This is a genomic window from Kocuria sp. MNB10, assembly GCF_054073685.1.
The window spans coordinates 2,480,352-2,502,983 of sequence record NZ_CM133411.1; the positions used below are offsets into that span (position 1 = coordinate 2,480,352).

The following is a 22,632-nucleotide window of genomic DNA, read 5'->3' on the forward strand; positions in this document are numbered from 1 at the left end:
GTGGCTGTTCCCAAGCGGAAAATGTCCCGCGCGAATACCCGGATGCGCCGCTCCCAGTGGAAGGCGCAAGCCCCCAAACTGGTGAAGACCGTGGAGAACGGCAAGGTCAGCTACAGCCTGCCGCACCAGGCCAAGCTGGTCTCCGATTCCGCCGGCACCCCCTTGTTCTACGAGTACAAGGGTCGCAAGGTCGCTGACGCGTAAGGTGACCATTTTGCCGGATCCCGGCGAACTGCTTGAGCGTCTCGGTGTCGACCTCGACACCGAGACGCTTCGCATTGCGCTCACACATCGTTCGTACGCGTACGAGCATCCCGGGGAAGTCCACAACGAACGCCTCGAGTTCCTGGGGGACGCGGTCCTGCAGCTCGCGGTCACGGACGAAATCTTCCACCGTTACCCCGAGTGGGACGAGGGGAGCCTCGCGAAACTGCGGGCATCCGTGGTCTCCGCCCGCGCGCTCGCCGCGGTCGCCAAGACCCTCGGCCTCGGCCCCCACATCCGCCTGGGCAAGGGCGAAATCCGCACGCACGGGGCCGAGAAGGCCTCCATCCTCGCGGACACCACCGAGGCCCTGATCGGCGCCGTCTACGAGGCGTGTGGGCCGTTGCCCGCGCGCGATCTCGTGCTGCGACTGATCGTCCCCCTGCTCGAGGACACCCGCGTGCTGCACGAGGGCCGCGACTGGAAGACCCGCGTGGTGGAACTCGCCTCCCAGTACGAGCTGGGGACCGTGCGCTACGAGGTCGAGGGCACCGGCCCGGACCACGCGCGCCGCTTCACCGCGGACGTCGTCGTACACGGTGATGTCCTGGGACACGGCGAGGGGACGTCCAAGAAGGCCGCCGAACGCGCGGCCGCCGCGGTCGCGTGCGAGGCAATTGTCGAACGTTTCGCCACCGAGAACTGAGCGCGCCGTGCCTGAGTTGCCCGAAGTGGAAGTGGTGCGCCGCGGCGTCGCACGCTGGGTCGTGGGGCGCACCCTGGAGGACGTGGAGGTCGTGGACCCCCGGTCCCTGCGGCGACACACCGACGGTCCGGAGGACTTCCGCCGCGAATTGACCGGGGTGACAGTTGTCGACGCGTGCCGGCGCGGCAAGTTCCTGTGGTTGCCCGTGCGCGCTGCGGATGGGTCAGAACCTTCCCGCGCACTGCTCGTGCACCTGGGGATGAGCGGGCAACTGCTCGTGTCCTCCCCGGAACACCCCAGGCCGCGCCACGAGCGCATCCGGCTGGAGCTGTCCCCGGCGCTCGACGAGTCCGGGCAGCCGTTGCCAGAGCAACTGCGGTTCGTGGACCAGCGGATCTTCGGTGGGATGCTGCTGGATCGTCTGGTGCCCGCGTCGGACGGCCACGGCACGGTCCCGGAACACGCCGTGCACATTGCGCGCGATCCGCTGGACCCGCTCTTCGACGTCGCGGCCTTCCACGCGGCGCTGCGGCGTCGTCGGACCGGGCTCAAGCGCGCGCTGCTGGACCAGGGGCTGATTTCCGGGATAGGCAACATCTACGCGGACGAAGCGCTGTGGGCGGCGCGCCTGCACTGGGCCGCGCCCACCGAAACCATGACCGCGCCGCGCACATACACACTCGTGGCGGCGTGCCAGGAGGTCATGCGTCGCGCGCTGGACGCGGGCGGCACGAGCTTCGACTCGCTGTACGTCAACGTCAACGGCGAGTCCGGGTACTTCTCCCGGTCACTCAACGCCTATGGCCGTGCGGGCCAGCCGTGCCCTCGCTGCGAGGCCGGCGGGGACGACGGCGTCATCGTGCGTGAGCGCTTCGCCAACCGTTCCTCGTATCGCTGCTCGCGGTGCCAGCGGCGGCCGAGACGTTTCCGGCCCTGACGAGAGACCCCGCGGGCGGCACGCCCGTCGGGGGTCGAGACCGGCATCGATGTCCCCACACCGCCCAGGCCATCCGGATCACCCGCTGGCCCCGGGGCGACTCCGAGAGCCAATGACGAGAATTGTGCCCATGAACGCTCCCAGTGCACCGGACGAAAACCCGGGGAAGGCGCCCGGCGCCTTCGATGCACCCCGGGTCCGTCGAGCGGTGCTCACGGTCGCCCTCCTGAACTTCGGGTACTTCTTCGTCGAGTTCTTCGTCGCGCTCGGTTCAGGGTCGGTGTCGCTGCTGGCCGACAGTGTCGACTTCCTCGAGGACACCTCGATCAACCTGTTGATCTTCGTGGCGCTTGGCTGGGCCCTGGCCAAGCGCGCCGTCATGGGCAAGGTCATGGCCGTCGTGATCCTCGCTCCGGCCGCGTTCGCGGCATGGGAAGCAGTTCAGCGGTTCGCCGAGCCTATGGCACCGGACGTGCTGCCCGTCGTCCTCGCCTCGCTCGGCGCCATTGTCATCAACGGGACGAGTGCTCTCGTCATCGCCCGCGTCCGCAACCACGGCGGCTCCCTCGGCCGCGCCGCGTTCCTCTCGGCCCGCAACGACGTGCTGGTGAACGTGGCGATCATCGTCATGGCCTTGATCACCGCATGGACGGGCTCGGGAGGGCCGGACCTGGTCCTCGGATGTCTGATCATCCTGCTCGCGTTGCACGCCGCCTACGAGGTGTGGGAGGTCAGCGAGGAGGAGCGCCTGGCCGCCAAGGCCCTCGCCGGCGAAGAGATCGATTGATCCGGGCATCGGTCCCGACCCTGTCCGGACGTCGTACCCGGCCACTCACGCCAGGATGCACCGGAGGCAGAGGCGCGTGGTCGAGGAGAATCACTGCCGAACACCGGCTGGTCTACATGGTCGTGGGTGACGATCTCATCATCCTGCAAGCGCGCTCCCACTACTGAGCAACCGCACGCGGAGGCCGGATAGCGGGGCCTGCACCCTGGTTCGCATCGTGCCCGCGGCTCCACGCCGCGGGCACGACAGCGCCTACTGTGCGCGCACGATCTGCAGGTCGTTGCTCGTCCCGCTCTCTTCTTCGGGGGCGATCGAGGCGTCCTCGGCGCGGATGCGCTGGTCGTCGGCGACCTCCACCACGCGTGACACCGCGACCGATCCCGTGTTGCGCTGCGGGCGCGGTTTGTCGGAGTAGTACGCGGTGAGCCGCGCGAAGCCCTCGTCCAGGCTCACGGACGGCGTCCAGTCCAGCAGTTCGCGGGTCTCGCGCTGGTCGAACCAGTGGGCCGTGGACAGCTGCTCGGCCAGGAACTCGGTCATGGGCGGCTCGCCGTCCCCGCCGCGGAACTTCGCGGGCAGGTACGGCCAGACCTTCTCGATGACGCGGCCGGCGAAGCGTGCCACGCCACCGGGGATCGAGCGCGTGGGCGCGGGGGCGCCCGCGGCGCGGCACATCCGCGCGATGAGTTCGCCCACGGGGCGGGGCTCACCGTTGGTGATCACCAGCGCGCGTCCGCGCACGGTGTCAATGCGCTCGAGCGCCCGCACGATGCCCTCGGACGCGTTGTCGATGTAGGTGGTGTCGATCATGGCCGCACCGTTGTCGAGGTACGGCATCCGCCCGGCCGCCGCGCGATCCGCGACGCGCTCCACGAGCTGGGTGTCCCCGGGGCCCCACACGATGTGCGGGCGCACCGCGGCCACCTTGAGATCGCGCTGGCCGTCCATGCTCAAGGCGAGCAGCTCCGCTGCGGCCTTGGAACGCGCGTAGTTCCCGCGCGCCGTCTGGGGGTTTGCGGGTTCCGCGCCCGCGCCCTCGATCGACACGCCCGCGTGGGCCACGGACGGCGAGGACACGAAGACCACGTTCTGCACCCCGGCGTTCTGCGCCTGGCACAGCAGCACACGCGTCCCGGTCACGTTGACCCGCACGAAGTCCTCCCAGTCCCCGGTGAAGGAGACCTTGGCCGCGAGGTGGATGACGTCGTCCACGCCGTCAAGCGCGCGCGCCACGTCGTCGGGATCGGTCACCGAACCGAGCACCTCGTCGACGCCTTCGCGCTCGGCCACGGATGCGTGACCCCGCTGGAAGACGCGCACGCGCCAGCCGCGCGAGAGCAGGACGCGGGCGACGTCCCCACCGAGCATCCCTGACGCGCCGGTCACCAGCACGGTGCGGCCGTCCCCGGTCAGCTCACCCTGGGTCGCGGTGGCGCCGCCACGCTCGGGATCCGCGATCTGCGCGACACCGGGAGCAGTGTCCTGCCGGTCCCCATTCGTTGCGTTTGCATCGGAATTCCTTGCGTTCTCGTCGTTCCGGGGAGCCGACGACGCCGCCCCGGCCGCGGCGGCCCCGGGAGCCGGCGCAGCGGCGTCGTGATCGTCGGCGCGGCGGCGGCCGGCGCCGGAGCGGTCGGGAGCGGGGGTCTGGTCGTGGCTCACAGGGCACTCATCTTTCCGGTGGCCAGGGCCTGCTCGGCCCAGTCACTCAATTCGGCGCGGTCGATCTTGGAGTTGTGGCGGATGTCCGTGGGCTGCTCGGGGATCACGAGCACGGCGCTCACAGCCAGCCCGGTCGCGAAATCGATCGTAGCGCGCACGCGCTCGGCCAGATCCGCGGGGGCCACGTGGGGCTTGGCGGCCGGGGGCACCGTTTCGATCACGGCCACGGGGGACTGGGAACCGCGGGGGCCCACACCCACGACGGCCACGCGGCCCACACCGGGAACCGTCTGGGCGGCGTGCTCCGCCGCGACGGAAGACACCGGCCCGTCGGACATCGTGATCACATGGGCCAGGCGGCCCTCGTACCACAGCCGCTCACGGGCGTCGAAGTGCCCCACGTCCCCGGTGCGGTGCCAGCCGGGGGTCAGGTCGGAGGCGCGCTCCGTGATCCACAACCGGTCGTAGTGGTCCTTGGCGTGCGGGGCGCGCGCCACGATCTCGCCGGTGACACCAGGGGTGGTCACGATGTCGGGGGAGACGGAGCCGTCCGCGCGCAGCGGCAATACGCCGAGCTGCGCTCCCTCGACCGGGGTGCCCACACACACGCCGCGGCCCGCACCCTCGACGCCGCTCTGGGCGTCCTCCCGTGCCGCGCGGATCACGTCCAAGCTGACGTCGGTCAGGGGCAACGCCTCGGTCATCCCGTAGGGGGTGTGCAGCTCGGCCGCGGGCATCAGCTCCTGCAACCGGGCGAGCAGCTCCTCGGGGATCGGCGCTCCGGCGGAGAGCATGAGGTCCACCCGGGCCAGCGCATCACGCTCGGCGGGGGACAGCTCGTCCGCGGTGGCCAGGACGTTGGCGATGGCCGCGGGGGACGCGAATACCGCGGTGGCGCCGATCGCCATCGTAGCTTCGGTGAGCGCCTGTGCGGTGAGCGTCTTGGGGCTCGTGACGTCCATGTCCGGCGTGACGGACGCGGCACCGAGGGCGGGGCCGAGCAGCGCGAACGGCGCGAACCCGGCCACGAGTCCGGTTCCGGCCCGCAGCCCGTAGGTGTCCCGGATGGTGTCGCGCATCCCGGCCATCTGGCGGTGGGTGTAGACCACGCCCTTGGCGGGTCCGGTGGAGCCGGACGTGAACAGCACGGCGGCCGCGGCGTCCGGGTCCACGGCGGGGATGTCCTCCGGGCGCACGGTGGTCACCGAGTCCATGAGCTCGGCCACGGTGTGTTCCACGCCCAGCAGCTTCTTGGACACGGGGTCCAGCCGGTCCGCGGAGATCCGGCGTCCGGGCCAGCCCAGGGCGCGCGCACCCATGAGGGCCTTGCGGATGCCGATGAACCAGTCGGGGGACGAACCGCGCAGCGCCCGGGTCAGTCCCTTGCGGCCCAGCCCCTGGTCCGCGACCACGATCACCGCGCCCATGCGCAGGCACGAGTAGATCAGGGTGGTGAGCATGGAGCCCGGGGGGACCATGAGGTTCACACGGTCCCCGGGGCGCATGCCCGTGCGCAGCAGGGCCACCGCGAGCTGGTCCACGGACGTGCTCAGCTGGGCCCAGGTCACGGTGCGTTCCACGTTGAGCGCCGGTGCGGAACCGTCCACGGTTCCCATGACGGGTCCCATGTCCACGACGGCGGGGGAGGCGTCGCGGCGTCGTGCGTCGAGTTCGGCGAAGAACGGCACGAAGTCCCCGCGACCGCGCGCGCGGCGCTCACGGTGGGCCTGCACCACGGGCTCGTCCTGACCGAAACGCTCACCGAGCCACGTGAGGATCGCTGGGGCGATGTCCCGGGCCTCGGGCAGCAGGTGCTTGGCGCCTTCGAAGCGGTGGACGTCCGCGTGGGGCGCCCGCCGCATGAGGTCCTCGAGGTAACGCTGCTGGAACACGGGATCGTTGGTGCCCCACAGCAGCAGCGTGGGGACCTCGCGCGCGCTCATCCGCCCGGCGATGCGCTCGTACGCCGCGTTGGAGGGGTGGCCCGGTTCGGCGGGGATGTCGGCGACGAAGTGCGCGATGCCCTCGCGGCGCTCGCGGGAGGTGTACGGAGCCTTGTAGGCCTTCTTGAGGTCCTTGGCCGGGGCGGGATCGCACAGGGCCAGGGTGGTGTCCAGGAACGCGGTGGTCCCGGAGGTGAGGGGTTCGTGCACGGCGCGGTTGAGCGCGAGCCGCAGGGCCGAGGGGATGGGCTCGGCGTTGTCGTGGTGAACGGCGGTGTTGGTCATGATGGTCGCCGCGTGGAGCTGCGGGTGTTCCTGTGCCCAGCCCTGGGAGATGAGCCCGCCCCAGTCGTGGGCCAAGGTGACCACCGGCAGTCCGGCATCGTCGATGCCCAGCGCGTGCGTGAGGTCCCCGAGGTCCCGGACGCGGTCCTCGAGCCGGCGGAACAATCCCGTGCGCTCGGAGAAGCCCATGTCCAGCTGGTCCACGGCCACCACGCGCCACGGCTGCTCGGCCGTCTGGCCGGCGCGCACCACGTCCCGCCACAGGTAGGACCACGTGGGGTTGCCGTGCACGGCCAGGATGATCCCGCGGGGACTGCGGCCCGCCTCGGTGATCGCGTCCCCGTTGTCCAGCACGTGCCAGCGGCGCTTCCTGCCGGGCACGGGTTCCACGACCGCCGTGGTCGGGACGCTCACCGTGGTGGACCACGCGGGGTCCACACCCGGCAGCGGGGTGTCGGTGAAGGGCAGACGCACCGTGGTGGTGCGTTCCGGGGAGGGTGTGGAGAGCACGTTGCTCCTCCGTTCTGTGAGGCGGTGACCGGGGGCTACGGGCGGGCTACCAGGCGATCTCCATGAGGGTCGTGTTCAGGCCCGAGCCCACGCCCAGGCACAGCACGCGCTGGCCGGGTTCGAGCCGCTCGGCCTCGAGCGCGAGTGTCATGGGCAGGGCCGCGGCGGCCACGTTGCCCCAGTACGGGAAGGTGAGGGGGACACGGTCCGCGTCCAGGCCCATGTCCTGGATGAGCTTGTTGGTGTGCGAGTTGGAGACCTGGTGGGTCACGTAGGAGTCCATGTCCCGCCACTGCCAGCCGTCCTTCTCGGCCTCGAGCCACGCCTCGACCACGAGGCCCACCCCGTGGTTGAGCAGCCCGGTGGCGTCCGTGAACATGCCGTCGTCCCCGCCGATGCACAGGTGGTTGAACTCCGTGCCCGCGCGCGTGACGGATCCCACGATGCGGTGCCCGTTCGGGTGGCGGTCCGCGGGGCCCACCACGGCCGCGGCGGCACCGCACCCCAGCGTGAGCGTGGCGAACTCCTGCACCACCTGTTCGCGGGTGATGTCGTCCCCGCGCAACCGTTCCACCGCTGCGTGGTGCCACGGGGAGGGGTCCTCACCGGCGACCACCAGGGCGTACTCGATCGCCCCGGCGTCGATCATGGACGCCGCCACGGTGAGGGCATTGACGAAGCCCAGGCACGCGTTGGTCATGTCGAAGTTCAGCGCGGAGCTCGGCAGGCCCAACCGGTCGTGGATGCCCACGGCCACGGCGGGTTCGAAGTTGTCGCGGGTCACGGACGCGTTGATGAACAACCCGATCTGCTCCGGGGCCACCCCCGATTGCCGCAGGGCCTCCTGGCCGGCCTCCGTGGCGCCGTCCGTGAAGTGGCGTCCCGGTGCCCAACCGCGGCGTTCCTTGATCCCGGCCAGTCGCTCGAGCAGCCCCTTGGGCATGCGCAGCCGCCGGAAGGTCTCTGCCAACTCCTCATCGAACCGAGTAGACGGGATGACCACGTCCGCCTCCGTCTTGGTCACGGATAGGACTGCGGCATTTCGGTTTCTGATGGTGGAGTTACCGGTCAATGTGGCGCTTTCGATCAGACGCCACCCGTACCGTCAAGGAATCGATCGTGAGAGGAGAGCCTCGGCGCTCGGGTGAACTAGCGGGTTGGACCGGCTCAGTCTAACGGTCCCGACTGACAGCTCCCTTCGGATGTACGTGGCGTTTCTCTGCGGGCGCAGGCCGTTCCGGCCCCGGTGAGCCGCGGGTGTGAGCCCCCGCACGCGCCCCACACCGCCGCGGGGCCCGCCCCGGGTAGACTCGGGGGCTGCCCCCGCGCTCGCGATCGCCCAGGTCGGCGCGCCCGTCACCCGCCGGTGCGGGCGCCGAGGGGCGGCGTAAGCGACAACGACATTGGAGACCCCCGCGTGCATCTGAAGACCCTCACCGTGCGTGGTTTCAAGTCCTTCGCGTCCGCCACCACGTTCCACATGGAGCCCGGGGTCACCGCGGTCGTGGGGCCGAACGGGTCGGGTAAGTCCAACGTGGTGGACGCCCTCGCGTGGGTCATGGGGGAGCAGGGTGCCAAGTCCCTGCGCGGCGGGAAGATGGAGGACGTCATCTTCGCAGGCACCTCCGGTCGCTCCGCCCTGGGCCGCGCACACGTGTCCCTGACCATCGACAACGCCGACGGCGCCCTGCCGATCGAATACTCCGAGGTCACCATCTCGCGCACGCTGTTCCGCTCCGGGGGCTCCGAATACGCGATCAACGGCCGTTCGTGCCGGTTGCTGGACATCCAGGAGCTGCTCTCCGACTCCGGGCTGGGTCGGGAGATGCACGTGATCGTGGGGCAGGGGCAGCTGGACCGGATCCTGCAGGCCACCCCCGAGGACCGCCGTGGGTTCATCGAGGAGGCCTCAGGGATCCTCAAGCACCGCCGCCGCAAGGAGAAGACCCTGCGCAAGCTCGAATCGGTGCAGGCGAACCTGGACCGGCTCGAGGACCTCACCGGTGAGATCCAGCGTCAGCTCACGCCCCTGGGCCGGCAGGCGCGCACGGCTCGTAAGGCGCAGCGGATCCAGTACGACGTCCGTGATGCGCGCGCCCGTCTGCTCGCGGACGATCTCGTGGCGGCGCGCGCCGGGATGGACACGGATCAGGACGCGAGCCGCGCGGCGCGCGAACGCAAGGCCGAACTCGAGACCGCGGCCGCGGATCTCGCCCAGCGGCTGCAGGAGACCGAGACCCGTGCCGCGCGCACCACCCCGGAACTGAACGCGGCCCGCACGAGCTGGTACGAACTGAGCACGGTGCGCGACCGCTACCGGGCGCTGGCGGCGCTGGCCGAGGAGCGCCGTCGGCTGCTGGGCAGTACCGAGGAAACCGCCGCCACGAACCGGGACGCGCAGACCCTCGAGGAACAGGCCGCCCGGACACTCGTCGAGGCTGAACAGCTGGCCGAACGGGTCGTGGGGGCGCGCGAGGACCTCGACCGTGCGCATGCGGCGCGTGAGGCCGCCGAATCGACCGCGCGGGACGCGGAAAAGGAATCGGCCGCGCTCGTGCGCCGTGCCGCGGACCGACGCGCGGGGCAGGTCCGGCTCGCCGCGGCGGTCACGGCCGCGCGGTCGGCGCTCACGGCCGCAGAAGCGGACGTGGAGCGTGTTCGCGGGGAGCTCTCCGACGTCGTGACCCGCGCCGAGAGTGCCCGTCTGGACACCGCGTCCCTGCGCGAGACGGCCGAGGCCACCGCGGTCGAGGCGCAGCGCCTCGGGGAACGGGCCCGCGAAGCCCAGGAAACGGCCGACGCCGCTCGCGCCCGCTCGCGGGAGGCGGACGACCACCGACAGCAGACCGCGAGCGCGCTGCACGCCCACATCGTGCGCCTCGAGACTCTGCGCGAGTCCGTGCGGCAACCGGACGGCTCGTCCTCGGTGGCGGACGTCGTCCCCGTGCTGGGGGAGGTGCCGCGGGCCGTGCGCGTGAGCCCGGGGTGGGAACGTGCCGTGGCGGCCGCGCTGGGCCCGTGGTCCGACGCGCTCGCCGTGGCGTCCCACACCTCGGCCGCCCGGGTCTTCTCGCGGTTGCGCGATGCCGGGTCGGGTCGCGTGCACCTCGTGATCGCGCGGGAGGACGGCGCGGCCACCGAAGTCACCGGTCCAGCGCTGCCCGAGGGGTGCGTGCGCGCCACGGAGGTCCTCTCCTCGGCCCCGGAGGAATCCGACACCACGGGCCACGCGGCCGTCGTGGCCGCGGTGCGGGCCGCACTCGCCACCACGGTGCTCGTCCCGGACGCGACCGCCGCGCTCGCGGTCCTCGACGCCGCGGCGCAGGACGGGCGGGCCGACGCCGCGTGGCGCGTGGTCACCCGCGACGGTGACGTGTACGGCGTCCATCGGGTCCAGGGCGGAGCCACGGAAGCGGCCGGCAACCTCGAGATCCTCGCGTTGATCGACCGCGAGGTGGAAAAGACCGCGACCTTGCGGGACGCCGCAGAGACCGCGGCGGAACGGGCCCGGGAGGCCGAGGAACAGCGCGCGGGCGCGGAACGGGAAGCCCGCGAGACCGGCCGGGCCGCGCAGCGGGCCCAGCAGGAGGCCGCGGCGGCCGGGGCGGCGTCGAGCAGGGCGGAGGCCACGGCGTCGTCGGCGGATTCCGAACTGGAACGGCGCCGCGGTGTCCTGGCGACCGCACAGCAGCGTTTGACCCAGCGGGATGCGGAGCTGCGCGAGGCCGTGGAACGCGCCGAGGCCGCGGAGACCGGGGACGAGGAGGACCTCGACCGCGAGCAGCTCGCGGCCGCGTCCGCCAAGGACCGCGCCGAGGAGCAGGCCCGGACCGCCCGCGAGGTCGAGACCGAGGCGCGGCTCGCGCTGCGCGGGCTCGAGGAACAACATCGCCACGCCGAGTCCCGGGCGCAGGCCCAGGCGCGGGCGGCGCGTACCGAACGTCTCGCGCAGGCCGAGGCCGCGCGGCGTGCGGAGCGTCGCCGCGTGCAAGCGGTCGTGGCGCGGGCCGTGGGGGAGGCCGCGCGCTATCTCCGGGAACGCGCCGACGACGCCGCGGCGCGGGCGGCCGCCCAGCGCGACGCCATCGAGACCAGCAGGGCCGGGCTGGACGAGGTCGCGCAGCGATTGCGCTCCGAACGTGACGAGCTCGCCCGGCGGATCGGCGAACTCACCGAACAGCTGCATCGTGCGGAACTGGACCTCGCGCAGCGCCGGGCCCGGCTCGAGGGGCTCGAGACCACGGCCCTCGAGGAGTTGGGGATGACCCCCGACTTCCTCGTGGACTACTACGGCCCCCACCTGCCCGTCCTGGACGCGGACGCAGCGCTCGAGGCGGCCCAGCGCGCCGAGGAGGACGGCGCGCCCGTGCAGCTGGCTCTGCCCCGGATGACCGATGCCGGGACCCCGTTCCGACGCGAGGAGCAGGAGACCCGGTTGCAGCGCGCGCAGAAGCAGCGCAAGGCGCTCGGCAAGGTCAACCCGCTCGCGCTCGAGGAGTTCGCCGCGCTGGAGGAACGCCACAAGTTCTTGGTCACCCAACTCGAGGACGTCAAGAATTCCCGCACGGATCTGCGCAACATCATCCGGCAGGTGGACCAGCACGTCGAAGAGGTCTTCGCGCAGGCCTACCGGGACACCGCGGAGCAGTTCGTCTCGGTGTTCGCGACCCTGTTCCCGGGCGGGGAGGGGCGGTTGCGCCTGACCGACCCGGACGACATGCTCAACTCGGGGGTCGAGGTCGAGGCCCGGCCCGCCGGGAAGAAGATCAAGAGGCTCTCCCTGCTCTCCGGCGGCGAGCGCTCCCTGACGGCACTCGCGTTGCTCGTGGCCATCTTCAAGGCCCGGCCGTCCCCGTTCTACGTCATGGACGAGGTTGAGGCCGCGCTGGACGACCGGAATCTGGGTCGGTTGCTCACCATCTTCGAGCAGCTCAAGGAGAGCTCGCAGCTGATCATCGTGACCCACCAGAAACGCACCATGGAGATCGCGGACGCGCTCTACGGAGTCTCGATGCGCGGCGACGGCGTGAGCCTCGTCGTGGGCCAGCAGCTCTCGCAGTTGCGCTGAGGTCTTCCGCCGACGACGCCGCTCGGCCGCCCAGGGTGGGACGGCTCAGCTTGTCGCCGAGCGGGTGCGGCGCAACATCGCGGTTCCGCAGCGGCGGAAGGTCAGGTCACTCCCGATCCTCGCGGTCAGCGCGGTGCCGTCGGAAGTCAACTCGGTATCGGGATGGGAGAGGGTTTCCCGGATCCGCTCCGGGGCCACTTCCGGTGTCAGGGACGGAACACCATGGCGAGCACGAGCACCGGCGTGGTGATGATCCCGCGGTCCCGTAGCTCCGTGAGGATCGCGTTCGCGACGAATATCGACACGAAAACGACCGTGAAGAGTACCGCCGTGGAACGGGGACGACGTCGCTCGGTTGCCGCCACGGGAGCTCACTTCCGTCGGGGGGCGGGGCCCTGGGTGCGTGGCTCCGGGGGCAGGGTGTCCCTGACCGGAAGCCACGCGACGGCGGCGAGGAGCATGAGCGCTCCCGAGATCCCAAAGGCCCAGCCGAAACCGGCGGCGTCCGCGAGCGCGCCCGCGAGCACGGGGCCGGCGATCTGGCCCGCGTCCGCGCACATCTGATACCGGGACAGTACCCTGCCGCCCGCTCGATCCGGGCCGATGACATCCGCCACGGCGGCTTGCTGCCCCGGGTTGAGGGTTCCGGAGCCCACCCCGGAGAGCAGGGACAGTACGGCGAACGCCACCACGGACGTGCTCAGCCCCACCCCAATGGTCGCGAGGCCGCACACGAGCAGGCCCGTGAGCACGAGCGGTTTGCGCCCCACGCGGTCGGTGAGCCGCCCCGTGACGGTCAAGGCCGCAGCGTTGCCCACGGCGAACAGTGCCAGCGCGAGCCCGGCGACGGCCGGACCCTCACCGACCACCTGGACGGCCAGGAGAGGGACCAGGGCCACGCGTACGCCCATGGCCGTCCAGCCCGTGGAGAAGCTGGACGCGAGCGCGGCACGGTACGCTCCGGCGTCGAGCGCTTCGCGGACGCGCATGGGCGGCTGGGCCCGGCCGGTGCGTCTGGCGCCGATCGTCTCGTCCTTCAGCCGCAGGTACACCACGAGGACGGCGACCAGCAGAGCGCCGGCGTAGATCAGGAACGGGGCGTGCATCCCGAGACCCGCGAGCAGTCCGCCGAGCACGGGCCCCAGGATGCCGCCCAGCAGGAACGCGGTCGCGTAGTACCCGGAGACCCGCCCGCGCATGGTGGGCGGGGCCAACCTCACGATCAGGCCCATCGCGGACACCGTGAACATCGTGGACCCGATGCCCCCGAGACCGCGGAAGATCAGCAATTGCCCATAGGTCTGCGCGAACGCGGTCGCGGCCGAGGACAGTGCCACCACGATCAACCCGATCAGGTACGTGGGCCGCTCACCCAACGTGTTGACCACCGCACCGCTCGCGGGGGCGAAGACGAGCCGGCACAGGGCGAACGCGCTGATCACGGCGGAGGCCGCGGCCACGCCCACGCCGAAACTGGCCGCGAACTGCGGCAGCACGGGCGCCACGATCCCGTAGCCCAGGGCGATCACGAAGGCCGCAGCGATCAGGACCTTGATGGGCTCGGGGACCCTGCCGCGCGGCGCGGGTTTTCCGGCGGCGTCGTCCGATGCAGTGGACGCTGCTGCGGCGGCGTCCGACGCGGTCGCAGCAGCGCGCGCGTCGTCGGGGGAGGCGGGGACGGGATGCTCGGCGGGGTCGCGGGGATCGGGGCGGGACACGCCCTGCAGTTTATGGGACATTAGGAGGGTGATCACGACTGACCTGATGTGGATACTCATTGTCGCCGCCGCGGTGGTGGTGCTGCTCGTGGTGTTTGGCATCCTGCTGCTGCGCCGACCCAAGGCACCGCGGGGAGGTTACACGGACACACGGGACCTGGACGACGTCCCGGAGACCGAGGGCGACACCCTCGTCGAGGACAGACCGGTCAGCACCCTCGAACGCCCGGAGTCCGCCCGCGGGCGCCTGGCCCGGTTGCGCGGACGGCTGGCCAAGTCCAACACCATGCTCGGCAAGGGTCTGCTGGTCTTGCTGTCCCGCGAACGCATCGATCAGGACACGTGGGACGAGATCGAGGACACGCTGCTCATGGCGGACCTCGGCACGGACGCGTCCCTCGAGCTCGTGGAGAACCTCAAGAAGCGCGTGCGGGTCGAGGGCACCAAGGACCCCGCGCAGTTGAAGTCCCTGTTGCGTGAAGAAATGCTCGCGCTCGTGGACCCCACCCTGGACCGTTCCCTGCGCACCGAGTCCGCCCCGGGCAAGCCCGCGGTGGTCCTGGTGGTGGGTGTCAACGGCGTGGGCAAGACCACCACGGTCGGCAAGCTCGCGCGCGTGCTCGTGGCCGAGGACAAGGACGTCTTGCTCGGTGCGGCGGACACGTTCCGCGCGGCCGCCGCTGACCAGCTCGAGACCTGGGGAGCCCGCGTGGGCGTGCCCACGGTGCGCTCCGAGCAGGAGGGCGCGGACCCGGCCTCGGTGGCGTTCGATGCCGTCAAGGCCGGCATCGACCAAGAGGCGGATGTGGTCCTCGTGGACACCGCTGGCCGGCTGCAGAACAAGGCCGGTCTGATGGACCAGCTCGGCAAGGTCAAGCGCGTGATCGAGAAGGCCGCCGAGGTGGACGAGGTGCTGCTTGTGATCGACGCGACCACCGGGCAGAACGGCATGACCCAGGCAAAGGTCTTCGCGCAGGCCGTGGACATCACGGGCATCGTGCTCACCAAGCTTGACGGCACCGCCAAGGGAGGGATCGTGGTCGCCATCCAGCGCGGCCTGGGCGTGCCCGTCAAGCTGATCGGTCTCGGCGAGGGCCCGGACGACCTCGCACCCTTCAACGCCGAGCAGTTCGTGGACGCGATCATCGACTGAGCCTGCTCCCTCTCGCGACGACGACGGCGCCCGCCCCCTTCGTGGGAGTGGGCGCCGTCGTCGTCGGAGCACCGGCACGTGCACTGGCCCCGCCACTGCACTGGAACCGGCATCGACACCGGTACCTGAGGAGTTAACACGATCGTCACACGCGGACGTGACGTGAAACACCGGCGTCACGAACCCGCGCTGTCGCGGTAACACCCGCCCCGTTGACTGTGTGCAAGAGGCGCAAAGGCTGTGCCGACACGAGACAGGGACGAGGTGATCCGGGTGGAGTTGACCGCCGGACACGTGTGGACCGTGGTGGCCGCGGGGTTGGTGTTCTTCATGACCCCCGGACTTGCACTGTTCTACGGAGGCATGACCCGCGCCAAGGGTGTGCTGAACATGATGATGATGAGCTTCGCCGCGCTCGGCGTGGTGGGCGTCGTGTGGGTGCTGTGGGGCGGTTCCATGCTCGCCGGGGACCCGGTGCTGGGCGGCCTCACCGCGGATCCGTTCGCGCACTTCGGTCTGCACGGCCTGATGGGCACCGAGGACTTGCTGTCCTCGGACTTCTCCGTGACGTTCGCGATCATCACCGTGGCCCTGATCTCCGGCGCGATCGCGGACCGCACCCGGTTCGGCACGTGGGTGGTCTTCACGCTCGTGTGGGTCACCCTGGTCTACTTCCCCCTCGCGTACATGGTGTGGGGTGACGGGCTGTTCTCCGAGGACGGCGCCCTGGGCCGGATCTTCGGCGAGCCGATCGACTTCGCCGGCGGGCTCGCCGTGCACATCAACGCGGGCATCGCGGCTCTGGTGCTCATCCTGCTCATCGGCGCCCGCCGCGGCTTCGGCCGCGACTCGGGCCAGCGCCCGCACAACCTGCCGCTCGTGATGCTCGGCTCGGCCATCCTGTGGTTCGGCTGGTTCGGCTTCAACGCCGGCGCCGCAACCACCGTGGAGCAGGCCGCCCTGATCTGGACCAACACGCTCGTGGCCCCGGCTGCGGCCATGCTGGCCTGGCTGCTCACCGAGCGTATCCGGGACGGGCACGCGACGTCGCTGGGTGCGGCGTCGGGCGTCGTCGCCGGGCTCGTGGCCATTACCCCGGCGTGCGCCGACGTGACCCCGCTCGGCGCGATCCTGCTCTCCGCCGTGGCCGGTGCGTGCTCCGCGATCGCCGTGGGCCTGAAGTACCGGATCCACCTGGACGACTCGCTGGACGTGTGCGGCGTGCACCTGGTTTCCGGCATTGTCGGCACCGTGGCGCTGGGCTTCCTGGCGATCCCCTCCGAGGGCCGGGCCGGGCTGTTCTACGGTGGTGGCTGGGGCCTGCTGGGCACCCAGCTCGCCGCGACCCTCTTCGTGACGCTCTACACCAGCGTCCTCACGCTGGTCATCGGGCTCGTCCTGAAGGCCACGATGGGGCTGCGGATCACCCGCCGGGACGAGGTCATCGGCGTGGACCTCACCCAGCACGCGGAGTCCGCGTACTCGCTGAAGGACGAGGCCACCGGCTACTTCGCCGGGCAGGCCCCCGCGCGGCCCCTGCCCGGGACCGCCGAAGCCCCCGTGCCCGCCGCCAGCAAAGGAGACAACCAGTGAAGCTGATCACCGCAGTGGTGCGACCCGAGAAGTTCAGTGACGTCAAAGACGCCCTGGAGAGATACGGCGTGCAGGGCATGACCGTGCTGACCGTCCACGGCTACGGCCGCCAGCGCGGGCACCGCGAGGTCTACCGCGGTGCCGAGTACACGGTGGACCTCCTCGAGAAGGTGCGCATCGAGACGGTCGTGGAGGACGGCGAGGTCCAGGACCTCGTGGACGTCATCGTCACCTCCGCACGCACGGGCGAACCCGGGGACGGCAAGGTGTGGGTCACTCCCGTGGAGAACACCGTGCGCGTGAGCACCGGCGAATTGGGTGACGTCGCGCTCTGAGGTCGCACGCGACGTCGTCGGCACAGGCCCCGTCCGGGCGACCGGGCGGGGCTTCGCTTGCTAACCTGGGACACTGAATTCATCCGTTGTCAGACGAAAGCAGCGACCACCCCGTGTTCAATTCACTGTCCGACCGGCTCACAGCGACCTTCAAGAACCTGCGCGGCAAGGGCCGGCTCTCGGAGGCCGATGTCGATGCCACCGTCCGGGAGATCCGCCGGGCCCTGCTCGAGGCGGACGTGGCCGTGCCCGTGGTCCGGGAGTTCACGGCGATCGTGAAGGAGCGCGCGCTCGGTGCGGAGGTCTCCGAGGCGCTGAACCCCGGCCAGCAGGTCGTGAAGATCGTCAACGAGGAGCTGCAGAACGTCCTCGGCGGCGAGACCCGGCGGATCAACCTCGCCAAGACAGGGCCCACGGTGATCATGCTCGCGGGCCTGCAGGGTGCGGGCAAAACCACCCTGGCCGGCAAGCTTGGCAAGTGGCTCACGGACCAGGGCCACAAGCCCGTGCTCGTGGCCTCCGACCTGCAGCGGCCCAATGCCGTCACCCAGCTGCAGGTCGTGGGTCAGCGCGCCGGGGTACCGGTCTTCGCCCCGGAGCCCGGCGCCACCTCGGAGTTCGACGACCCCACGGGGGATCCCGTGAAGGTGGCCCGCGACGGCGTCGACTTCGCCCGCTCCAAGCTCTACGACGTCGTGATCGTCGACACCGCCGGACGCCTGGGCATCGACCAGGCGCTGATGAACCAGGCGCGCGACATCCGCGACGCCGTGGACCCGGACGAGGTCCTGTTCGTCATCGACGCAATGATCGGTCAGGACGCCGTGAACACCGCCAAGGCGTTCGACGAGGGCGTGGATTTCACCGGCGTGGTGCTCTCCAAGCTTGACGGCGACGCCCGCGGCGGCGCGGCCCTGTCCGTCCGCGCAGTGACCGGCAAGCCCATCATGTTCGCGTCCACGGGCGAGGGCGTGCGAGACTTCGAGCAGTTCCACCCGGACCGGATGGCCTCGCGCATCCTGGACATGGGTGACGTCCTCACGCTCATCGAGCAGGCCGAGCGACAGTGGGACAAGACCGAGGCCGAGCGGATGGCCAAGAAGTTCACCGATCAGGAGGACTTCACCTTCGAGGACTTCCTCGCGCAGATGCAGCAGCTGCGCAAGATGGGGTCCATGAAGAAGATGCTCGCCATGATGCCCGGCGCCGCCGGGATGCGCGAGCAGCTCGAGAACTTCGACGAGCGGGAGATCGACCGCGTGGAGGCCATCGTGCGCTCCATGACCCCGCACGAGCGCGTGGCCCCCAAGATCATCAACGGCTCGCGCCGCGCGCGCATCGCGAAGGGTTCCGGCGTCTCGGTCTCCGAGGTCAACCAGCTCATGGAGCGCTTCGCCCAGGCGCAGAAGATGATGAAGCGCCTGGCCCAGGGCAAGGGCGTGCCCGGGATGCCCGGCGGCATCCCCGGGATGGGCGGCGCCGGCGGGGGTGCTGCCAAGAAGGGCAAGTCCAAGAAGAAGAGCTCGCGCTCCGGCAACCCCGCCAAGCGCGCGCAGGAGAACGCGGCACTCGCCTCCGGTCAGAAGCCGGCGGCGCCGGGCAGCGCGTTCGGTGCCCAGGGCAAGGACCTGGACGCCGAGTCGCTGAACCTGCCCAAGGGCTTCGAGAAATTCCTCGGAAAGTAGGCGGTCATGGGTTCATACCTCCCCGACGACGAACTGCGCAGCTTCATCGCGTCGCTGCCCACCCGGCGGCTCGCGTCCGCCGCGATCATCCGGGACGAGAGCGGTCGCGTGCTCACGGTCGAACCCAATTACAAGGACGACTGGACCCTGCCCGGCGGCACCGTGGAGGCGGGGGAGGATCCCCGCACCGGGTGCTTCCGCGAAGTGGTGGAGGAGGTCGGCCTGCACCTCGAGGGCGGGCGGCTGCTCGCGGTGAGCCACGGCGTGGGCATGGGCATGTGGGGGGACTCCGTGTCCTTCCTCTACGACGGCGGGCAAATCCCCTCCGACACCCCCATCACGGTGCAGGAGGAGGAACTGCTCTCGTACCGGTGGGTGGCACCCGAGGAGCTCGAGACCGTGCTGAGCCCCGGCCTGGCGCAGCACATCCGCGCGGCTCTGGAGGCCTTGCGCTCCGGGACCGTGGTCGAACGCGTCATGGACGGCGGCCGGCGCGCATGAGTGCCGCGCCGCGCACCGCGCTGATCGTGCACGCGGACGCCCCGCAGTTGCCGTTCATCGCCACCGCTCTGGGGACCAGGTTCACGGCGCTCGCGCGCAACGGATGGTCAGTCGTGCTGGTCCCGGACGAGTTGGACCCCGGGGCCCTCGCTGCAGCCGCGGACCCTGACGCGATGGCCGTCCTGATCTCCTCGGACGGGGAGAGCCGCAGCCTGCGGATCTACCCACCCGTGAACTCGTTGAACGCTCGTGAGTCGTGGAGTGCCCAGTTCGCGCGGATCGCGGACGATTCCACACTGCGCTGGGAACCCGCGGAGTCCGCGACCGACCTCGCCCTCGAAGCGCTCCGGGGGCAGGCGAGCCCGGTGCCCACGGCCCAGCCTGCGCGTGACGCGCAGGACACGAACGGCGCTCTGGATTTCAGCGGTGCCCCCGATACCGCCAGCGCCGCGGGCGCGGACGACGCCGCGTCGTCACCCGCCGCGGGCACCGCCGAGGCCCGCATGCTGACCACGGTGGAGTTCATCGCGTCCCTGACCGAGCTGGACGCCGCCGCCACGGCCCGGCTCGAGAACTACGCGCGCACGCCCAGCTCGGGGCTGCTACTGGAATCCGTCCTGCAGCTGCTCGGCCTACCCACCGTGGCCGCGAAGCTCGTGGAGTCCCAGCGCGAGCTGCACGAGGTCGACGGTGTCTCGGACTTCGAGCCCCGGCCCCTGGGTCTGTCCATGCTGGCCGCCGCGAGCGTGGAGCCCAGCGGCGGGGACGTGCTGTCCCGGATCCAGCGGGCCTACGTGCGCAGGCCGGGACTGCTGCTCGCGATCGGGGGAGCGGAGATCGCCCTCGGCGCAGGGCTCGCGGGTCTCGCAGCCCGCGGGGGACGCCGTGCCGCCGTGCTCGGTTCGGCGTCGGCGGCGCTGTTCACGGACGCCGCCCTCCAAGCCGCCCTGTGGGCCTCGGTGCGCGCACGCAAGAACCGCTGACGCGTTCGCCCCGACCGCCCGCGGTTTGACACGTATGGCACAATGGTCGGGTACTCGACCCGTGCGGACCCTCTCACCGCGCGTGCTGTCGCGTCCACAGGAAATCCATTCACGGCCCGCCCCACGGGCAGGTGTGTGCGATGTCCGATTCCATTCGAAACAGGAGTAACCACACAAGTGGCAGTCAAGATTCGTCTCAAGCGTATGGGCAAGATGCGTGACCCTCGTTACCGCGTGGTCGTCGTGGATTCCCGCAAGAAGCGCGACGGTCGCGTGATCGAAGAGGTCGGTGTGTACCAGCCCACCGAGCACCCCTCGTACATCAACCTGGTGTCGGATCGCGTGCAGTACTGGCTCGGTGTGGGTGCGCAGCCCTCCGAGGCCGTGCTGTCCCTCATGAAGATCACCGGTGACTGGCAGAAGTTCAAGGGTGAGCCGGGCGCCGAGGGCACCCTCAAGCAGCCCGAGGCCAAGGCCGAGTTCGTGGCCCCGGACAACGGTTCCGTGATCATCCCCGAGGCCATCACCGCCAAGGCCGACAAGGCCGAGGAAGCTCCCGCCGAGGAGACCGCGGCCACGGAGGACGACGCCGAGAAGGCAGAGTGATCATGCTCGCCGAAGCGCTCGAGCACCTGGTCCGTGGCATCGTGGACAGCCCCGACGACGTGTCGGTGCGCTCCCGCGACGGCCGGCGCGGTCAGACGCTCGAGGTGCGAGTGCACCCGGACGATCTGGGTCGCGTGATCGGGCGATCGGGACGCACGGCCAAGGCCCTGCGCACCGTGGTCTCGGCACTGGCTTCCGGCGAGAACGTTCGCGTGGACGTGGTCGACACCGACCGGCGTCGCTGACGCGAACACACGAGACACACGTATCACGGCCCCCGTTCCTCGCACCGAGGAGCGGGGGCCGTGGTCGTTGCCCGCGCGGTAGCATGCGGGCCCCACACAGCACGAGTCGCCACGAGGAGATGCCATGAGCGTTCGGGTAGCCCGGATCGGTAAACCGCACGGGGTGCGGGGAGAAATCACGGTGGAGTTGTTCACGGACGACCCGCGGGCGCGGTTCGCCCCGGGCTCCGTGCTCGAGGTGCAGCCCGCCCGTGAGCGGGGCAGGGGCGGGGGCAATGCACCGGCCGGGGCCGGCTCCCCGCAGCTCGAGCACGTGACCGTGAGCGGTTCCCGGTGGAACAAGAACGTGCTGGTGGCGCGTTTCGAGGAGATCGAGGACCGCACCGCGGCGGAGGCCGCGCGGGGTCTCGAACTGTTCGCGGAGGCCGCGGACCTCGAGCTCGACGACGACGAGTGGCACCAGGACGACCTGCTGGGTCTCACGGCGGTGGACATCACACGGGACGACGCCCGGATCGGGACGGTCAAGGCGCTGATCCAGGGTGTCGCCCAGGACCTGTTGGAGATCACCCCGGACGGCGGCGGGCGGCCCGTGCTCATCCCGTTCGTGGAAGAAATCGTCCCCGAGGTGGACCTGGACGCGGGCGTCGTGCTGGTGAGCCCGCCCCCGGGCCTGCTCGAGCTCGCGGAAGCGGAGTGAACCGTGCGTATCGACGTGCTGAGCATCTTCCCCGAGTACCTGCAGCCCCTCAACCTGTCACTGATCGGTAAGGCCGTCACGGACGGGGTCCTCCACCTCGCGGTCACCGATCCCCGCGACTTCACCACCGACCGGCACCGCACCGTGGACGACACCCCCTACGGCGGGGGCGCGGGCATGGTCATGAAGCCCGAGCCATGGACGCTCGCCCTCGAGTCGGTGGTGCGCGCAGGGGGCGACGCCGCGGCGTCGTCGTCCGCTCGGACCGCACCGGAGGCCCCGGAGACCGCGGTACCGGCTGTCGTGACGAACCCTGCGCAGACCACAGAGCCGGGTGCCGCAACGTCGTCCTTGACCGTCGGGAAACACTCCGCGGCACCCGTGCTCGTGGTCCCGTCCCCGGCGGGGGAGGTGTTCACGCAGCGGATCGCGTACGAACTGGCAGCGGAGGAACACCTGATCTTCGCGTGCGGGCGCTACGAGGGGATCGACGAGCGCTTCATCGACAACGCTCGGACCGAGGTGCGGGTGCGCCCCCTGAGTCTGGGCGACTACGTGCTCAACGGGGGAGAGGTCGCCGTGCTCGCCATGGTCGAGGCCGTGACGCGGTTGATCCCCGGCGTGATCGGCAATCCGGAATCACTGGCCGAGGAGTCCCACACGGGCGGGCTGCTCGAGTACCCCGTGTACACGAAACCCGCGGTGTGGCGGGAGCGGGCCGTGCCCGAGATCCTGCTGTCCGGTCACCACGGGCGGATCGAACGGTGGCGGCGGGACCAGCAACTCTCACGCACCGCGCAGCGCCGCCCGGACATGATCCTGGCCCTGGACCCCACACAGCTGGACAGGGCGGACCTCGCGGTGCTCGCCGAGACCGGCTTCCACGTGACGGGTGGATCGTGGCGCCGTGACGGCGGGCACGCGGCCACGGAAGGCACGCCGGATATGGCATAATAGAACGCTGTGTGTGCGTCGGGCACGCCCCTGCCGCAGGGGGGAGAGCGACCAACG

At 70.7% G+C, this 22,632-nt stretch carries 19 protein-coding genes and 1 pseudogene; 16 read left to right on the forward strand and 4 right to left on the reverse strand.

The features are described from left to right. From rpmF to ACW9PK_RS11320, 5 genes and pseudogenes are all read left to right on the forward strand, one after another. Positions 1–204, forward strand: coding sequence for a 50S ribosomal protein L32 (gene rpmF, locus ACW9PK_RS11300; RefSeq protein WP_012398114.1), 204 nt, complete (start codon positions 1–3; stop codon positions 202–204). 1 nt (position 205) lies between these two features. Beyond that, on the forward strand, positions 206–910 hold the full coding sequence (gene rnc, locus ACW9PK_RS11305) for a ribonuclease III (protein WP_457015914.1): 705 nt from the start codon (positions 206–208) through the stop codon (positions 908–910). A gap of 7 nt (positions 911–917) precedes the next feature. Continuing rightward, positions 918–1,847 (forward strand): bifunctional DNA-formamidopyrimidine glycosylase/DNA-(apurinic or apyrimidinic site) lyase, encoded by a 930-nt coding sequence (gene mutM / locus ACW9PK_RS11310; protein ID WP_457015915.1) that lies wholly within the window; start codon positions 918–920, stop codon positions 1,845–1,847. A gap of 130 nt (positions 1,848–1,977) precedes the next feature. Next, complete coding sequence (locus ACW9PK_RS11315) at positions 1,978–2,634, forward strand: cation transporter (protein WP_167318386.1); 657 nt, start codon at positions 1,978–1,980, stop codon at positions 2,632–2,634. Positions 2,635–2,696: 62 nt separating this feature from the next. After that, positions 2,697–2,801 (forward strand): annotated as a pseudogene (locus ACW9PK_RS11320) (type II toxin-antitoxin system YoeB family toxin); the annotation flags it as partial. A gap of 85 nt (positions 2,802–2,886) precedes the next feature. Here the strand turns inward: ACW9PK_RS11320 and ACW9PK_RS11325 are convergent. From ACW9PK_RS11325 to ACW9PK_RS11335, 3 genes are all read right to left on the reverse strand, one after another. Beyond that, positions 2,887–4,002, reverse strand: a complete 1,116-nt coding sequence (locus ACW9PK_RS11325; RefSeq protein ID WP_457017212.1) for an NAD-dependent epimerase/dehydratase family protein — start codon at positions 4,000–4,002, stop codon at positions 2,887–2,889. A gap of 290 nt (positions 4,003–4,292) precedes the next feature. Further along, on the reverse strand, positions 4,293–7,034 hold the full coding sequence (locus ACW9PK_RS11330) for an alpha/beta fold hydrolase (protein WP_457015917.1): 2,742 nt from the start codon (positions 7,032–7,034) through the stop codon (positions 4,293–4,295). A 46-nt stretch (positions 7,035–7,080) separates the two neighbouring features. Next, a complete protein-coding gene (locus ACW9PK_RS11335) occupies positions 7,081–8,106 on the reverse strand; it encodes a 3-oxoacyl-ACP synthase III (RefSeq protein WP_098056099.1) in 1,026 nt (341 codons plus the stop codon). Between the two features lie 345 nt (positions 8,107–8,451). On the opposite strand from ACW9PK_RS11335, the gene smc reads away from it, so the two are divergent. Further along, positions 8,452–12,102 (forward strand): chromosome segregation protein SMC, encoded by a 3,651-nt coding sequence (smc, locus tag ACW9PK_RS11340; protein WP_457015919.1) that lies wholly within the window; start codon positions 8,452–8,454, stop codon positions 12,100–12,102. A 371-nt stretch (positions 12,103–12,473) separates the two neighbouring features. Here smc and ACW9PK_RS11345 read toward each other — a convergent pair whose 3' ends face one another. Continuing rightward, positions 12,474–13,841, reverse strand: a complete 1,368-nt coding sequence (locus ACW9PK_RS11345; RefSeq protein WP_457015920.1) for an MFS transporter — start codon at positions 13,839–13,841, stop codon at positions 12,474–12,476. Positions 13,842–13,866: 25 nt separating this feature from the next. On the opposite strand from ACW9PK_RS11345, the gene ftsY reads away from it, so the two are divergent. The 10 genes from ftsY (at position 13,867) to trmD (ending at position 22,575) form a co-directional block, all read left to right on the forward strand. Continuing rightward, positions 13,867–14,973, forward strand: a complete 1,107-nt coding sequence (gene ftsY, locus ACW9PK_RS11350; protein WP_207387888.1) for a signal recognition particle-docking protein FtsY — start codon at positions 13,867–13,869, stop codon at positions 14,971–14,973. Positions 14,974–15,246: 273 nt separating this feature from the next. Continuing rightward, positions 15,247–16,566, forward strand: coding sequence for an ammonium transporter (locus ACW9PK_RS11355; protein WP_239321680.1), 1,320 nt, complete (start codon positions 15,247–15,249; stop codon positions 16,564–16,566). Continuing rightward, positions 16,563–16,901 carry a P-II family nitrogen regulator gene (locus ACW9PK_RS11360; protein ID WP_064846134.1) on the forward strand — a complete coding sequence of 113 codons (339 nt, stop codon included), beginning with the start codon at positions 16,563–16,565 and terminating at the stop codon, positions 16,899–16,901. Before ACW9PK_RS11355 ends, ACW9PK_RS11360 begins: the two co-directional genes overlap by 4 nt. A 113-nt stretch (positions 16,902–17,014) precedes the next feature. Continuing rightward, on the forward strand, positions 17,015–18,586 hold the full coding sequence (gene ffh / locus ACW9PK_RS11365) for a signal recognition particle protein (protein WP_064846133.1): 1,572 nt from the start codon (positions 17,015–17,017) through the stop codon (positions 18,584–18,586). Positions 18,587–18,592: 6 nt separating this feature from the next. After that, positions 18,593–19,087 (forward strand): NUDIX domain-containing protein, encoded by a 495-nt coding sequence (locus ACW9PK_RS11370; protein ID WP_206399008.1) that lies wholly within the window; start codon positions 18,593–18,595, stop codon positions 19,085–19,087. Continuing rightward, the gene (locus ACW9PK_RS11375) at positions 19,084–20,070 is read left to right on the forward strand and encodes a hypothetical protein (RefSeq protein WP_206399009.1); all 987 of its coding nucleotides are present in this window, start codon (positions 19,084–19,086) and stop codon (positions 20,068–20,070) included. The genes ACW9PK_RS11370 and ACW9PK_RS11375 overlap by 4 nt, the downstream gene beginning before the upstream one ends. 177 nt (positions 20,071–20,247) lie before the next feature. After that, entirely contained in the window at positions 20,248–20,676 is a 429-nt protein-coding gene (rpsP, locus tag ACW9PK_RS11380; RefSeq protein ID WP_064846130.1) for a 30S ribosomal protein S16, read from the forward strand. 2 nt (positions 20,677–20,678) lie between these two features. After that, positions 20,679–20,921 carry an RNA-binding protein gene (locus ACW9PK_RS11385; RefSeq protein WP_035964545.1) on the forward strand — a complete coding sequence of 81 codons (243 nt, stop codon included), beginning with the start codon at positions 20,679–20,681 and terminating at the stop codon, positions 20,919–20,921. A 124-nt stretch (positions 20,922–21,045) separates the two neighbouring features. Beyond that, the gene (rimM, locus tag ACW9PK_RS11390; protein WP_457015923.1) at positions 21,046–21,621 is read left to right on the forward strand and encodes a ribosome maturation factor RimM; all 576 of its coding nucleotides are present in this window, start codon (positions 21,046–21,048) and stop codon (positions 21,619–21,621) included. Between the two features lie 3 nt (positions 21,622–21,624). Next, positions 21,625–22,575 carry a tRNA (guanosine(37)-N1)-methyltransferase TrmD gene (gene trmD / locus ACW9PK_RS11395; RefSeq protein ID WP_457015924.1) on the forward strand — a complete coding sequence of 317 codons (951 nt, stop codon included), beginning with the start codon at positions 21,625–21,627 and terminating at the stop codon, positions 22,573–22,575. Positions 22,576–22,632: the final 57 nt, after the last annotated feature.

What these genes read in the sequence shown, in the direction of transcription:
- ACW9PK_RS11315 (WP_167318386.1), top strand. Translation starts at nt 1,978, where the DNA reads ATGAACGCTCCCAGTGCACCGGACGAAAACCCGGGGAAGGCGCCCGGC.
- ACW9PK_RS11325 (WP_457017212.1), bottom strand. Translation starts at nt 4,002, where the DNA reads ATGCTCGGTGGGGACGTCGCCCGCGTCCTGCTCTCGCGCGGCTGGCGC.
- ACW9PK_RS11345 (WP_457015920.1), bottom strand. Translation starts at nt 13,841, where the DNA reads ATGTCCCATAAACTGCAGGGCGTGTCCCGCCCCGATCCCCGCGACCCC.
- ftsY (WP_207387888.1), top strand. Translation starts at nt 13,867, where the DNA reads ATGTGGATACTCATTGTCGCCGCCGCGGTGGTGGTGCTGCTCGTGGTG.
- ACW9PK_RS11370 (WP_206399008.1), top strand. Translation starts at nt 18,593, where the DNA reads ATGGGTTCATACCTCCCCGACGACGAACTGCGCAGCTTCATCGCGTCG.
- ACW9PK_RS11375 (WP_206399009.1), top strand. Translation starts at nt 19,084, where the DNA reads ATGAGTGCCGCGCCGCGCACCGCGCTGATCGTGCACGCGGACGCCCCG.
- ACW9PK_RS11385 (WP_035964545.1), top strand. Translation starts at nt 20,679, where the DNA reads ATGCTCGCCGAAGCGCTCGAGCACCTGGTCCGTGGCATCGTGGACAGC.
- rimM (WP_457015923.1), top strand. Translation starts at nt 21,046, where the DNA reads ATGAGCGTTCGGGTAGCCCGGATCGGTAAACCGCACGGGGTGCGGGGA.